The sequence below is a fragment of the Gardnerella piotii genome (assembly GCF_003397585.1).
GTDB classification, from domain to species: domain Bacteria; phylum Actinomycetota; class Actinomycetes; order Actinomycetales; family Bifidobacteriaceae; genus Bifidobacterium; species Bifidobacterium piotii.
In genome coordinates, this window is the sequence record NZ_QJUV01000001.1 from 419319 (window position 1) to 435267 (window position 15949).

At 41.3% G+C, this 15949-nt stretch carries 5 protein-coding genes, 4 tRNA genes and 1 pseudogene; 9 read left to right on the forward strand and 1 reads right to left on the reverse strand.

Features of this window, described 5'->3' with window-relative positions; all coding sequences use genetic code 11:
- Nucleotides 1–10 precede the first annotated feature (10 nt).
- The 9 genes from D0T20_RS01940 to D0T20_RS01980 all read left to right on the forward strand — a co-directional run bounded on the left by D0T20_RS01940 (nucleotide 11) and on the right by D0T20_RS01980 (nucleotide 6171).
- Nucleotides 11–1294 (forward strand): ABC transporter substrate-binding protein, encoded by a 1284-nt coding sequence (locus D0T20_RS01940; RefSeq protein ID WP_016635534.1) that lies wholly within the window; start codon nucleotides 11–13, stop codon nucleotides 1292–1294.
- Complete coding sequence (locus tag D0T20_RS01945) at nucleotides 1294–2265, forward strand: carbohydrate ABC transporter permease (RefSeq protein ID WP_004131799.1); 972 nt, start codon at nucleotides 1294–1296, stop codon at nucleotides 2263–2265. Before D0T20_RS01940 ends, D0T20_RS01945 begins: the two co-directional genes overlap by 1 nt.
- Nucleotides 2255–3097, forward strand: a complete 843-nt coding sequence (locus D0T20_RS01950) for a carbohydrate ABC transporter permease (protein ID WP_016635532.1) — start codon at nucleotides 2255–2257, stop codon at nucleotides 3095–3097. Before D0T20_RS01945 ends, D0T20_RS01950 begins: the two co-directional genes overlap by 11 nt.
- A 1-nt stretch (nucleotide 3098) precedes the next feature.
- On the forward strand, nucleotides 3099–4625 hold the full coding sequence (locus tag D0T20_RS01955) for a DUF4127 family protein (protein ID WP_116438240.1): 1527 nt from the start codon (nucleotides 3099–3101) through the stop codon (nucleotides 4623–4625).
- A gap of 54 nt (nucleotides 4626–4679) precedes the next feature.
- Nucleotides 4680–5666 (forward strand): acyltransferase domain-containing protein, encoded by a 987-nt coding sequence (locus D0T20_RS01960; protein WP_116438241.1) that lies wholly within the window; start codon nucleotides 4680–4682, stop codon nucleotides 5664–5666.
- 118 nt (nucleotides 5667–5784) lie between these two features.
- Nucleotides 5785–5857 (forward strand) — tRNA-Gly (locus D0T20_RS01965).
- A 27-nt stretch (nucleotides 5858–5884) separates the two neighbouring features.
- Nucleotides 5885–5955: transfer RNA gene (locus tag D0T20_RS01970), tRNA-Cys, on the forward strand.
- A gap of 31 nt (nucleotides 5956–5986) precedes the next feature.
- Nucleotides 5987–6058 (forward strand) — tRNA-Val (locus D0T20_RS01975).
- Between the two features lie 40 nt (nucleotides 6059–6098).
- A tRNA-Val gene (locus D0T20_RS01980) sits at nucleotides 6099–6171 on the forward strand.
- 433 nt (nucleotides 6172–6604) lie between these two features.
- Here the strand turns inward: D0T20_RS01980 and D0T20_RS01985 are convergent.
- A pseudogene (locus D0T20_RS01985) lies at nucleotides 6605–15528 on the reverse strand (Rib/alpha-like domain-containing protein).
- Nucleotides 15529–15949: the final 421 nt, after the last annotated feature.

Sequence of the window (15949 nt, forward strand, 5' to 3'; positions counted from 1 at the left end):
GAGAAACATTATGAATGCTATTGGTAAAGGTGTTATTGCTGGATGCGTCTCAATCGCAGCCGCACTATCGTTATGCGCATGCGGTTCTTCTGCAAATAATTCCGAATCTTCTACAGTATCGTTCCAAACTTGGAACCTTAAGAACGATACTTACACTCCATATTTTACAAAACTTATTAGTGAGTTTGAAAAAGAAAATCCTGGAGTAAAAGTCAAGTGGGTCGATCAGCCTGCAGAAAACTATGATTCAAAGTTATCTACGGATGCTGCAGCTGGTCAATTGCCAGATATTGTAAATGTTAACGAACAGCAAGCATACAATCTTGCAAAGTCTGGAGCGTTGCTGAATCTTAGTAAAGAAGCTGCAGGAATGGCCAAGGACTATTTGCCTCAGGTTTGGGATGGATCTAAATTCTCGGGCAATGGTATTGACGAAGGAGTCTATGGATTCCCGTGGTACTTAAATATTGATGTTGCTTATTTGAACAAGGATGTTTTTGCTAACTGCGGTCTAGACATTAATAAGCCGCCAAAAACCTACAATGATTTATTCGATCAGGCAAATACGGTTAATGAAAAATGCGGTGGTAAGAGCTACATGATTGCTGTTCCATACGTATTCCCTTCGCAGTTTGAAGAGTATGGTGTTAACTTCTTGAGTAAAGACAGATCAAAGTTTACCTTTAACTCTAGCAAGGGTGTTGAGTATATTCAGCATTATGCAAATCTTTATAAGAAGGGTGCTATTCCTAAAGATGGAATGAACGCAAACATAATTAACGCAGAGAAACTATATTTCCAAGGAAACATAGCGTATATGCTTGATTCAACTTCTTCTGTTGCCGCATTTAAGGCAAATGCTCCGCAAGTCTATAAGCAACTTGATGTAGCACCATTGGCAACAAACAAGAAGAATACACTTAACCCAATGCTAATGGCAGTAAATTCTCAAACAAAGAATAAGAAAATGGCTTTGAAACTCGCTAACTTCTTAACAAACAAGAAGAATCAAGTTGAGTTTTCTAAGAAGTCAAATACTTATCCTTCTGCAGCTGGCGCAATGGATGATCCATTCTTTAAGAGCATTGACGAATCTACTATAGAAGGCAAGGTTCTTAAAGTTGCTAAGGAAGAAATTGACAATGGTACTGTTGCAAACTTCCCACCAGAGATTTCCGATACTGACGGTGTAAACTATCTATCTCCTGAATTAACTCAGGCAATTCAAGGAGAAAAGGGAGTTAAAGAAGCACTTGATAAAGCAGTTGCTGCACTAAACGACAGGTTAAAGTAATGATTTCTCCTATGAATAATCCACAAACCGAGTCGGCAGTGAGTCGCAGTAATGCGGCTCCTGCCCCTCGGGGCATCTTCCGTAAAAAATTTAACGAAGATGGGTGCATATCTTGGTTATTTGTTCTGCCAGCTTTAATCATACTTATATTGTTTTGCATTTATCCGTTTATAAACACCATCTTAAGATCTTTTACAAACGCTAGAATGCTTATACCTGGGCACAATGTTGGATTTGCAAATTACGTAAAACTATTTGGCGATAGTCGTTTTGTAACTGCTATTTTCAATTCTGCTTTATACACAGTATGCGTTGTGCCGTTTATGATTATTTTGCCTCTTATACTTGCTGCTTTAGTGAGTAAAGATTCAAAAATAATAGGATTCTTTAGAACAACCTACTACTTCCCAGTAGTGTTGTCTGCAGTGGTAATAGGGCTTATCTGGACTAACTTGCTCGATACAAGGGGATTAGTTAATTCCATTCTACAGATGATTCACGTAGTAACAGGGCCATTGCCATTCCTTACAGACAGATGGCTAACAATTTTTAGTGCAATGTTTGTAACAATATGGTTAGGTCTTGGATATTACATGATTATTTATTTAGCAGCTTTAGCTAACATAAATAAATCATTGTACGAAGCTGCCGATATAGACGGAGCTGGAATAATGCGCAAATTCTTCTGCATTACAGTACCAGGAGTTAGATCCACAATGACTCTAATAATGATGCTTTCGTCTGTAGCAGCATTCCGAGTGTTTAACGAGGTGTATGTAATTACTCGTGGTACAGGCGGAATAGGCGGAAAAGACATAACAATGACAATGCTGATTCAGCAAGAAGGAACAGGATTGAGTGCTCGTACTGGCTATGCTAGCGCAATAAGCGTTGTTCTGTTAATTATTGTTGGTTTTATAACAGTTATTCAGCAAATATTTGTTCACAGGGGTGCTGGAGATGAAAACTAATAACACTCATCGCGTTAGAATCGGAACGATAGTTCAATATTGCATTCTTGTATTAGTGTTCATATTGCTAGCTGGTCCATTAGTATGGGAAATTGCACTAGCATTTAAGGGCCCTAATGACAATGTTTTTGCAATGCCTCCGTATTTGATTCCGCATGATTTTACAGTGCAAAATTTTGTAAAAGCATTTAGAACAGTTCCTATACTTCACTATTTGTGCAATACCTTGATTGTTGTAGCAATGAATGTTTTGGGGAATATAATCGGATGCTCAATGGCTGGATATGCTTTTGGGTGCTTAAAGTTTAAGTTTAGTAAAATCGGTTATTTGCTTTTTGTTGCAGCAATCATCATGCCATGCGAAGGTATTCTTGTTTCTACATTCCTTCTAGTAAAAGGTATGGGATTAACGAATACTCTGTTTGGTTTGGCTTTGCCTGGTTTGATTGGCCCGTTAAACGTATTGCTTATGGTAAATGCGTTTAAATCTGTTCCGCAAGATTTACTAGAAGCTTCAAAAGTAGATGGAGCGAATATTTGGCAAAGATTCGTGTATGTAGCATTGCCACAGGTAAAAGGAACGCTTACTGTTATTGGAATATTATCATTTGTTGGAAGCTACAACGACTTCTTGTGGCCATTGGTTGCATTAAGCGATGACGATAAATATACGCTTACTGTTGGCTTGAATCGTTTACAAGGAACGTTCTATACGGATCCTAGATTAGTTGCGGCTGGTGCAATAATATCGCTTGTTCCTATAGTTGTATTCTTTGCTTTATTCCAAAAGCATCTTTACAAAGGATTACAAGAAGGTGGGTTGAAAGGTTAAAATGAAAGTCTTATTTCTTCCATTAGACGAGCGACCTTGTAACTATAAGTTCCCAGAGCTTTTAGCTAAAAGTAGTGATTTTGACCTTGTAAATGTGCCGTTAGAATTATTAGGTAATAAAAAACAGTCTGCAGATATTAATGGAATAGTTGATTTCTTGATGGATAACGCCAAAAAATGTGATATTGCTATAATATCTGCAGACATGCTTGTGTATGGGGGATTGGTTCCTTCAAGAGTACATAATTTACAAAGCGATTGTTTGCAAAGTCGCCTGCGCGTATTAGAAAAGCTCAAAAAAGTTAATCCAAATATGACTTTATTTGTTTTTTGCACTGTTATGCGCGCGCCTGCGTATAACAGCAGCGATGAGGAGCCTGATTATTACGCAGAATATGGCAGGAGTCTTTATTTAAGAGCATATCTGAGTGATAAAAAGATTAGATGCAATGATCTAACACAATCGCAGGAGAAAGAGTTAGAATCTTTTGATATTCCTCAATATGTTATTGATGATTATGAAAATCGTCGTGATAAAAATCTTAGTATTAATATATCAATTCTTGATTTAGTAGCAAATAATACTATTGATTATCTTATTTTTCCACAAGACGATTCTAGTCCATACGGATATACTGCAGTATCTCAAAGAAGACTTCAATCAGCTGTTTATTCTAAGAGGTTAAACAGTAGAGTTGCTATGTATCCTGGATCAGATGAAGTTGGCATGACTCTGCTTGCAAGAGCGTTTTGTAAATCGCATAGAATAAAGCCTGCTATAAGTGTTGAGTATTCGTCTATATTAGGGCCAACAATAGTTCCTTCTTACGAAGATAGGCCTATGTTTGAAAGCCTAAAATCTCATGTTTTAGCTTGTGGAGCAAGGCTTTTAGAAAATTGGGAAGATAGCGATTTAGGTGATTTAAGCGGTTTAAGTGGACTAAACAACATTTGTTTGATGATTAATGCTCCTGGAAAAGTTATGCAAGAAGCAGAATTTTCTGTATCTAATCATGATGTAGCGTATGACACGTATAGAAATTTAAATTATTTTACTAATCATATCTGCACGCTAGTTGAATCTGGTAAGAAAGTTGCGTTATGCGATAGTGCGTATTCAAACGGTGGGGATTTGCAATTATTAACTTTGCTAGATGATAATAACGTTTTAGACAGAATTATTAGTTATGCGGGATGGAATACAAATTGCAATACTTTGGGAACAGTTTTATCTCAAGCAATTTTAGGCATTGATTCAAAAAGTATAAAGAAAAATATTGCATATAGAATAATCGAAGATGCGTTATATCAATCAAATATTCGATGGAATATAGCTAATAGGATTGATAATTATGGTGGTAATTATTTTGATGTAAAGCCATGCGAAGCGTGGGCTAAGTGCGAAGCTAAAAACTTGTTGCAGAAAGAGTATAGCAAGTTGAATTTATCAAAAGCGCTTCCTTTGAAAATCAATAATGTAGATTTTCCATGGAAAAGGATGTTTGAAGTTAATTTTGATTTGTTGTGAGGCTTGTTGTGAGTTTATTGTGAGGCTTATTGTGAGGCTTATTGTGAGGTAAAAATGTGTGATTTGTTAAAAGAAGATGAAAAGTCATACCTGATTTCGCAGACTGCAGAAGATGTTGAAAATCTGTGTAACGAATTGCATTTTGATGATTGCCTAACGCGCATAATAGTACAATCTTTTAAAAATATAGATATTTCTGTTTTGATGGATTGCATACAAGACCTTTTTAATGACGGGTTTAATCAAGAGCTAGCAGTTGCAAAATTGAATGAATATTGTGCTGATGATAGCGGAATGCGGATTCTTTCAATATTTATGGTATGCGTTCTTTTGGTGCGTAGAAGATATGAACAAGCTGGAATTAAAGATGAAGTCTTTTTAAGTACTTTTGGTTTTATTAAAAGATTTGTTAAGAAGTTTCGTGTTGGCAAGTATCCTTTTGTTTTTAGTGAAGAATTTTGGTTTCCACGTCTTCTTTCTATGAAAATATTTAGATTAGGTGAATTAGAATTTGAGTTTTGCAAAAGGCAAAATCTGGTAAGCGTACATATTCCGTCTGATGCAAAGTTAAGCATAGAAAATTTAACGATAAGTTTTATGTTGGCTAATGAGTTTATAGATAAGTACATTCCTGAGTTAAAGAATTGCACTTTTTATTGCATATCATGGCTGCTTGATCCTGCTTTAGATAAGTTGCTACCAGAAAAGTCGAATATTCGAGTATTTAGATCTATGTTTCGAGTTTTTGGAATTGCGTATTCTGACGACTATAAGCGTTGGGTTTTTGGAGAAAATTGCAAGATTTTTGGGCGTGGTGAAAATGGTGTAAATTGTGGCAAGGAAAACAATGTAGAAGCGTGTGGGGAAGTGCGCAAGGAAGTGCACAAGGAGAGTAGCAAGGAAAGTGGCGATGAAGGCGCCAAGGATGGTGTCAAGGATATCGTCACAACGGAAACAAGTTTGCAAAAAAATATTAGGGAATATGTTGAAAATGGGGGAAGGATGGCGATTGGGTACGGAGTTTTAAAGAATGTTAGGTAGAAAATTTAACAGTGTTTGCTATTCGACACGCCAACGGGCGGCGGACTTGAATTTATAAATATTTCTGGTATAGTAGTTACTCGTGCTTCGGACTGGCATTAGTTAGCGAGAAAGCATTGCGGACATAGCTTAGTTGGTAAAGCGCAACCTTGCCAAGGTTGAGACCGCGGGTTCGAGTCCCGTTGTCCGCTCTAGGTCTGGTGAGTTATCGGCCTTGTGGTGGGTTAGCCAAGCGGTTAGGCAGCGGCCTGCAAAGCCGTATAGATGAGTTCGACTCTCGTACCCACCTCGATTGAGCGTGTTAGCTTAATAAACAACCTGGGCGGTTGGCGCAGTGGTAGCGCACTTCCCTGACACGGAAGGGGTCACAAGTTCGAACCTTGTATCGCCCACTCGAAAGGATTGCCTTTCACGCATAATTAAAAAAATTTTGGGTGATTGGCGCAGCGGCTAGCGCACTTCCTTCACACGGAAGGGGTCATAGGTTCGATTCCTATATCACCCACAATATGTTTGTTTTCGCGGTATTTTACCGCGTTTTTTTTTACTCATTTACGTTAGCGCGCTTAGGCTGCGCGAACGACATTCTCTATTTGCTGTAACGCGCGAGCGAAATGCTTCATCCGCTGCGAAAAATCTCGAATCTCTACCTCATTTGGCGCAACCACGCGCGACTTGCTGTTCCGCACTTTGTACCATTTTTAGGTCAAATATGGTACAAAATGCGGAATTTTTTCCGGGTTTTGTACGTAATTTAGGTGGAATATGGTACAAAACCCGGAAAGGCAGGTCGTGTCGTGAGCGCGACCTAAGCGCGAATGCAGGTCGTCGCGCCCAGGCAGGTTAGCTGCAGAATTCAAAAAAGCGGGTAAGAAAAGGCCCAGAGCAATCGCTCCAGGCCTTTGCTTGTTGGTTTATAGTTACTTAGCGCGTGCTAGCTAGTTGCGCTTCTTGCGGCGAGATACAGCCCTTCCTGCAGCACCCATGCCAGCAAGCATCGCAGACGCAAGAGCACTTAATGCAACACCAACGCCAGTATTACCTAGCGCACCCTTACCTCTTCTAGATTCACTATTAGATCCACTATTGCGAGATTGGTTTCCATGATTATTGCCGCCATTGTGGCCGCTTACGTCATTTTTGTTGCCATTCTTGTTTGCGTTGTTGGTGTTGTTTGCGTTGCTGCCATTATTGGTGTGACTTCCGCTTTCGTTTGTGCCGCTATCGCTTTCGCCGCTATCGCTACCATCATCGCTGCTACCGCTACCATCATCGCTACCGCTACCGCTGCCTCCAGGCTGCGCAATCGTGCCTGTAACGGTGCTAGACGAGCCTCCAGCAGTGCTATCTCCGCTTTTCTTTGCAACAGCAGTAATCGTGCTTCCGTCTTTAACGTTTGCAGCTGGAATCGTAACAACGCCAGTCTTTGGATCAACAGTTACGCCGTTAGGAGCAGTGCCGTCAATCTTCCACACGCGCATATCGCCCTCGGCGATAACGGTGATTGTAACAGTTTGCTGCGTGCTTCCGTCGCCTTCAGGCGTATACGTAATAACAACCTTATCTACGCGCGTATCCGTAAGATTTGGTGTTATTGTGGCGCTTCCGTCTGCAGGCGTGTCTATGCGTGGAACGGCAATATCTCCGCCAACCGTTACTTCAACAGTGTTTCCAGTCTTTGCAAAATCACCTTCGCCGTTTGTAGGCGTAAGGTTTACAATCGCGCCAGGCGTTTGCTTGTTGATAGTAATAGTGAAGTTTCCATCTTTATCTGCTTTACCGGTTCCGATTTGCTTTCCATCTTTGTCGGTAACAGTAATAGTTGCGCCTGGAACATCGGTTTTGCCAGTAATCTTTTGACTTCCATGGCTTCCGCCCTGATCTCCACCGCTTTCGCTACCGCTGCCGCTTGGCTCGTCTGCTATAGACTGTCCGGTAATCTGCGGAGTCTTAAAGCCAGTTGTTTTCTCCGCTTTATCCGAAGAGTGGTCATCCTTATCCTTAGCAACAGCAGTAATCGTGCTGCCGTCCTCCAAGTCTTTTGCTGGAATCTTAACTTCGCCAGTGGTTTCATCAACCTTTACGCCGCTAGGATAAGGGCCGTCAATCTTCCACTTGCCGTCGGTGTCACCTTTCTTAACAACAATCGTGCGAACTGGCTGCTCTGGGCCGTTAAGAGGATTTGGCTTAGCAGTAATCACAATCGTAACAACTGTTGCGCTGTCACCGCTTGTAGGCGTTACTGTTACGTTTCCGTCTCCTGGCTTTCCGTCTTTATTTTCCGAAGGAACGGTGATTGTAGGAGCTTTTGGCTTTGCAATAACGGTTACTTCTACTGGAGTGCCACTCTTGCCGTCCTTGCTTGGAACAAGCTTGAGCTTTGTGTCAGGATTCTGCTTAGGAACATCAACTGTAAAGTGGCCATTATCGTCCACCTTAGTGGTTATGTCTTTGCCTTTATCGTCCTTCAAGGTCTTGCCGCTATCATCTTGAACCGTAATAGTTGCTCCAGGTGTTGCATTACCCGTAATAGTGGTTTTACCAGGCTTTTCTGGCGTATTCTTTGCGCTACTATCGTTGATAAATGGCTTGTCTGTAACCTTTAGAGTTACTTTGACTTTTACTGGTTCTTTTAGGCCTGGAATCTTGACGAGCACAGTGCCGTCAACATTGCCTGGCTTGTCAGTATTTGGAGCAGCACCTTTCTCCCACTCGAAAGTAGTGCCATCTGGGAAGTCACCATTGTTTGCAATGCTGTCTTCTGGCTTTGGATTGGCGTTTACTGGCACGCTCACCGTCTTGACTTTTGGATTTGGCACAACAAGCACGTTGACTGGAATGTCAACAGCTGGCTCGCCTGGCACTGTAACAGTCACAATTCCTGGCTGGTTGCCAGTCTTTGATGTATCAGGCTTCTTCTTCCAAGAAACCTCAGCATTCTCAGGCAAATCGCTATGATTCTTAATAACATCCTTTGGCTGAGGAGTGTTGTCCTTGCCGTCAGTATTTTGCAACACGGTTACGTCTTTTCCTTCAGGAGATGCTGTAACAGTAATTTTTACAGGCACTTCTTGAGGATCTTGACCTGGAATCTTTACAATCACAGTGCCAGTAGTAGGACCAGTCTTGTCGGTCTTTGGAGCAGCATCTTTCTTCCACTCGAAGGTGGTTCCCTTAGGTAACTTATCGTTGTCTTTAATGCTGTTCTTAGGATCTGGATCGCTGTTCTGAATAACGGTGGTGTCCTGCGCTATAGGCGCAGGGTTTACGTTCACAGGAACTGTGGCTTCCACTGGATCTTTCACACCTGGGATATGAATGAGCACAGTTCCAGTAGTGGTGACTGGCTTGTCGGTCTTTGGCCCGCCATCCTTCCAGTCGAAGGTGGTTCCCTTAGGGAACTTATCTTTATTAGCAATACCCTTCGATGCGTCTGGAAGTTTGTCGCCAACCTTCACGTTAACAACATTCGTTTCTGGATTTGGCGTAACGTTTACTGTTACAGGCACCTCTACAGGGGATTGACCTGGAATCGTAACAATAATCTTGCCATTCTTTGTGCCCGGATTATTGGTGACTGGTTTATCTTCAGCCTTCCAATCGAACTTAGTGTTATCAGGATACTTGTTTCCGTCTCCACTTGTGTTATTAATAACATCCTTAGCGTCTGGCAAATTCGTGCCCTGTGGCACGTTGACTTCAGATGCACTTGGGTCAACCACGTTAACAGTTACGTCAACTTCTTGAGGAGTATCAGACCCAGGAATAGTAATCTTTACTTTGCCTGTTATGTCGTTGCCTTCCGTGTTCGTGTCTGGTTTTTCGGTCCACTCGAACTGTGTGCCATCAGGGAACTTATCCTTATTAGCAATGCTGTCTTCTGGCTTAGGTTCCACGCCCTTTGGCACAGTCATGCCAGTTTTCGCTTGTGGCTTTGGAGCATTAATAGTTACAGGCACGTTGATAACAGTTGTTGATCCATCATCCGGATACGTAACTGTTACAGGCACCTCAAACTTGCCAGCCTTATCTCCAGTAGGAATCTTCTTAGCATCTTCCTTGCTAATAGAGTAAGTTGGCTTATCTTTTTCGTCATCTGGCCAAGTAGGAACGCTTACTTTGCCGATAATTTCTTCATCCGAAGGCTTTTCGCCATTCTTCTTGGTAATGCTATCTGCCTTAGGTGGGTAAAGTTCAGACTGCTTGTTGCTAATAGTTACTGGAACTTCAACAGTGTCAGTCGTGTCATCTGGGTAGGTGACTTTAACTTCAACAGGGTAGTTTCCAGGAGTCTTGCCGTCTGGAATATCGTCATCTTTGCTGGTAATGGTGACTGTTGGCTGTTTCTTTGAATCTTTTGGCCAATCAACAGTTACAGCCTTCTTAACAGCTTCCTTGGTCTTTTCTTTATCAGTGCCATACGGCTTAACAACAGGTGTTACCTTCGGCTCGAAAGTATCCGACTGCTTGTTTTTAATAGTCACATAAACAGTAACTTCTTTTGTTGATGTGTCTGGATAAGTCACCTTAACGTTAACAGGTTTCGTGCCAGGTTCAGTGCCGTCTGGGATTGTTTTCTCATCAACAATCTCAAAAGTCAACTCATTCTTTTTGTCTTCTGGCAAATCAACATTCACAGCATTCTTGATAGCTTCCTTGGTCTTTTCTTTACTAGTGCCATACGGCTCCTCAACAGGATCAGCGCTTGGAGGGTACTCGTCTTTATTCCAATCCTTAACAATTACAGGTACTTGCACAGTTGTGGACGTTTTGTCTTTATATGTGATTGTAACAGGAACGTTAGTTGTGCCAGTCTTATCTGTAGTTGGAATCTTACCCGTATCTACAGTAATGGTTGGCTGACCCTCACTGCTGCTAACACCAGTATTAACTTTATCTCTGATTTGTTGCTCTGTTGGATTTTTATCGCCTTTATGCAACTCTATAGGAGTTGCAGAAGCCTTGTGAGTCACGTTATCTGGTTCGCCAACTGTTACAGGAACTTCCACGTGATCCGTTGAACCGTCTGGGTAGGTAACAGTAACCTTAACGTTTACGGTTCCAGGGGTCTTAGTGTCGATAGGTGTTTGACCATCGTCAACTGTAATTGTTGTACCAGTTGGTTGGTTTGGAACAGTGACTTTAGCTGTGATTTCTTCATGAGAAGGTTTGGTTTTACCATAACCAACGTTGATTCCATCAGGCTTATTTGGCTCATACTTCTTATTCTGAGGCTCGCCAACCTTAACGGTTACAGTTGCGTGATCCGTTGAACCATCGCCATAGGTGATTGTTACAGGAACAGTAAAATCGCCAGGCTGAGTGCCATCTGGAATAGTGTTATTGCTGTCAATGGTCACTGTTGCGTCAGTAGGCAAAGTCGTGTCAGCGCCATTCTTCTTTAGCTTAATGCCATTCTTCTTTACGCTATCCTCTATGGTAGTGTTCTTCGTCTTATTGTAGTCAACCTTAATAGTTTGGCCTTCTGGCGTGTAATCCTTGTTTTGTGGATCCAAAACTTTAACAGTTACTGTTGCAACGTCACTAGAGCCATCCGAATACGTAACCTTAACCTGCACTTGGCTTTCGCCAGGCTTATCGGTGCTTGGAATGTTTTTGTTGACGATTTCTACTGTTGGAGCACCTGCTGGAGAATTGTTGTCTTTCCAGGTAAGTCCGCCATCTTTGCCGAAGGATTTAATCTTCTTTGCAAGATCTTCCTTGGAATTCCATTGAACTGTAATGGTCTTACCAACAGGGTCATAGTTATTGGACTCTTTAGTAACGACAATAGGCACTTCAATCTTGCTGGAAGAACCATCTTTGTAATGAATTGTTACAGGAATAGTGTAATTCCCATCCTTAGTAGGAATATCGCCAACATCAAATGTTATGCCGTCTTTATTGATTGGCGTATTTGGATTGTCGTATTTAGTGATTTTAATAGCATTTTTAATGGCATCTTTATTTTTAGGATTATCAACTTTAGATGCAGTAGCATTGTGCTCCTCAGCATCCGTGTACACGGAAATCTGAATATTTAGTGTGGATTGCTTTCCTGCATTATCGGTAACAGTAAGAATGCGTGACCATTTGTTATTTTCTGGCACATTAAGATCTGTGCGCTGTGCAGTGCCATTAATATGAATAGTAGCAGGATTATTAGCAGAATTCCCGTCTTTATTGTCAATAACGATATTGCCATCATGACCTGGGAATGATGATGGTATTGTTGCGCTCTTGATCTTTCCGCTGTTATCGTAAGACTTAATTTCAATATCAAAAGTATTGCCCTTATGTACCTTAAATTGGTAGTACATTTGGTTATCGTTATGTTTTACCTGATTTGTAGCAGGATTCTCAATAACAGGCGCAATATCGTCCTTAACGGTAACTTTTGTATCTACGTCCGTAGTGGAACCGTCTGCAAAAGTTATGCGGACTTTAGCGGCTGTATCTTTGCCAGGTTCATTCCAATTTGGCTCCTTAGCCCAAGAATACGTAGCGTCCTTAGGTAGTTTATTCTTGCTTTCTTGCGCAATGCCATCTTCTGGCTTAGGATGCGTTGTGCCGCTACTCATCTTGTAAGTAACAGGCGTGCTTGTGATATTGCTATATTTCTTTGCCTGCGTCTTAACAATAAACTTCACAGTAATCTGAGTAGTGTTGCCAGAAGGATCAACAGCTTTTAAGGTACGCGTATACTCGCCAGGCTTAATGTCTAGTGGAGTAGTGCCGTCAAGCGTCAAAGTCTTAGGAGCTGCAGTTGTGCCAGTTCCAGTAGGAGCTTTTTCTGTCTCTCCTGGAGTTTTAGGCGTTAAAGTAAGAGTTGTAACGTTGCCACTATTATCGGTTGCAGTAATCTTAATATCGTTCTTATCGCCGCGGTACGTAGTAATAGTTGCTACTTGAATAAATGTTTTTCCTCCAGATTCAGATTCAGTTTCAATATTAATATCTTTATAGTCACTGCCGTCTTTTTGCTGAATCGCAACTTTAGGACTTTCGTTATCCCTAACAGTTACCTTAACGTCAACTACAACAGTTTCAGTCTTTTTAGGATTCTTTGGGTCTTTAGTAGGAATAGTTACAATAACTGTTCCATCCTTTTCCTTGCCAACAGTGGAAGTGTCTGGAGTGCCGCCAGCTTCAGTGCTCCATGCAAACTTTGCACCTGCTCTTTTAAGCTTTTTCCGCTGGCAATAGCTTTTTGGGCATCTTCTTCGTTTAGCGTGTGTTTTAAGTCAACAGTAATCGTCCTTGACTTAAGTTCCTCTTTCTTCTTAACTGTTACCTTTACAGTTTTTTCTACTTTGTTACCAGCAGCATCAGTAACTGAGAACTTAAGTTCGTGTTCTCCAATTTCGCTTTCTTTCATGCCGAGTATCGTAATTTTTACTTTGCGATTTTTTGGATCATCTTGTTTGCCTTGGTATTCAATCTTCAAACGTGAAAAATCATTATTTACAAGTTGTAATAATGGAGCTGCAATATTGAAGTCGTCAATCTTTACATCATCTTTTGCTGTAAGCTCAATCTTCAGATCTTCGCCAACTTTTACGGTAACATTCTCAGGACCAGTTAATGTTGGTGCTTTGTCGTCTTTAGTAGCATTCTTAGGGTCGCTTACTGGCGACTGAACCGACTGCTCCTTAGTTGGATCTGCAGGATTTGTAGACGTTACGGCAGTTACATTTCCAGCAGGAATGCCGTCAGCAACCTTAATTGTAACTTTGCCATCGGCTCCAACTTTTCCAGTGCCGATTACCTTCTTACCGTTATCCTTAAGAGTTACAGTGCTTCCTTCGGTGCCAGGGCCTGCATTAACTACAACTTCCTTGCCCTTTACGCCTGCAACACCAGTCAAATCAGTCTCAATCTTAGGCTTTTGAGGGCGCACAGTGAAAGTGACCTTTTCTTCCGCTGTGCTGTCATCGCTAAACGTGACTTTAGCAGTGTACTCTCTCTTTCCTGCAACGCTCGTGGTAGGATCGCCATTAACCCACTCTGCGCTCTTGATTTTCTTCTTAGCAGCATCGTCAAGCTTGCCAAGATATTCCTTAGCGTCAACCTTGTTGCTGCCACTTACCTTTTTAAGATCTTCGCCAACAGTAGCATTAACGGTATTTCCATTAAGCTTATGTTGCAAAGAAAGCGGCTTATTAACTGTTACAGGTATTGGCACTAAATGATAAGAGCCGTCAGTATACGTAATTTTTGCAGTTACGTTTACTTTATTAGCATTAGGATACTTGTAATAATCGTCACCCAAATTCGTGCTTGGCAAAGGTGATTCAATAAAGGTCACCTTGCCATTGCCATTGTTACCTTGTCCATCATTATTTTTTATCTGCTTCGTGAGATCAGCTTCAGTAAGCTTATGACCCCAATCAACAGTAAGTGCCTCGGCTGTTGGGGATGGATACTTCTGGTTCAGGTTCTTAAGATGTACAGTGACTTTCTTTTCTGCTGTGTTTCCAGAAGCGTCGGTTGCGGAAACAGTAATCGTGTAGTCGGAGTTTACTGGCGTATTGCCGTTCTTGTTCTCAAACTTAACGTCTTTAATTTCGTGTTTGTAAGGATTCTTTTCAGTCGCGTCAAAACCGTCTTCGTTATTCTTTGTATTCTTTTCAAAGTTTGCGCCATTTATGCTATCCGGGAATCCCTTTACAGAGAAACTAGTCACCTTTTCGCTATTGTCAGAAGTGCCGAAAGTAATCTTTTGCTTATCGCCCTGATATACGGTAATGCTACTGGAGTCGTCTGTAAGCTCCTTGCCATTAAAATACAGCTTTGGAGGCAAATTATCGCTTTTTGTGCGAGGGAAGTTTTCGTCGTGAGTTCGTCCGGAAATGAAGGTGTAAGCAGAATGTGTATTTCTTCCGTAAGAGCTTGTGTTTGCGTAAGTAAAAGCGTTTTGAATGTCGTCTGTTGTTACGCCTTGGCGCAGCTTTACCTTGCAATGCATGCGTACAGCGTAATCAACATTAACAGTTGTTATACCAATGCCGTAATTGTATCCGCTATAAGGGCTTGGTCCAGGAGCTATAGCCTTCTTAATAGCGTCATCTAAATCTCTTTCGTTAACGTGGAAGTTATCGGATATATCTCGTCCTCTACTTCCTCCGTTACGAACGTTCAATGAATTCTTATAAGTAGAGCCATTATAATCATGGTCATTGTTAAATAAATTCTGATCGAACGATTTGCTTGCCTCATGATTAAACAATTTAATATCATGAGAAAGGTTTGCATACGTTTGAGGTGAACTGCCATTGCGCTTGTAGAAATCAAATCGTAAATCAGTTACGGTATCGCCTTTATAAGCACCATTGTTTAAATCTGCAACAGCATAAGGCACTAGCCACACATATTGCTGTTTTTTAGACGATGTAAGCATGGACTTGCCGTCGTTGTTAAAGAACACGTCGAAGACTAGGTACTGGTCGTTTCCTATCGTTTTAACATGCGCATACATATCCGTCTTGTTCTTTAAGTCGTCGTAGTTGCCCTTGTTGTAGTCATCATGATTTTCGTCAGTGTTCACGTAACCTGCGTCACCATTGCTATTTTGGTAGCGGTAGCGCTGATACTCAAGAATGTTTGGTGTATGTAGCCAAGGAGTAGGATCATCGCTTGTGCTACGCACTTGAGATGCAAAAGCCGCTGTAGTTGGAGGAAGAAGAATATTAGAGGATGCGAGTAGTGGCTGACCGCCCAAGCAGGTTGCTGCAGTAAGAACTGTTGTAAGCGCGCTAAGTGACAGTTTGCGCGCGGTTGATGCGTTAAAATCGGCGCTTACATTTGCAAATGAGCGATACTCTTGATTGCGTGCGTGCTTTTGGCGAGTGTTCTTTGCCATAATAATCCCCATTCTTTTTGTGTTCTTCTTTTATTCGGCCGCTTTGTGGAGCATGCGATGCATTGCGATTGCTAATGTGTGCTTAACATGTATGCATTCAAGCTTTGCTCAATTACATGAACAGATAAATATTCATCAATTCAAGATATTATATCGTATTTTTGTTTTTTGAGTGAAATTTTTTAAGCGTGATGTTGACTACAAGTGTAAAATTTACTGATGGGGGGGGGGTATTTGATGCATATTATGTTGATATAACAATATATGGAGGATTTTATTATAAATTTTTAACCTTTTATGAAAATTTATTCAGATGCTACTTTGGCGTGTTGCACAACTAGGCGATTATACGCGGCGGGCAATAGTATAAATAAGGAGCAAAACGCGCGCGAATGGCAAGCAGAATAGATAGAACAGCTGT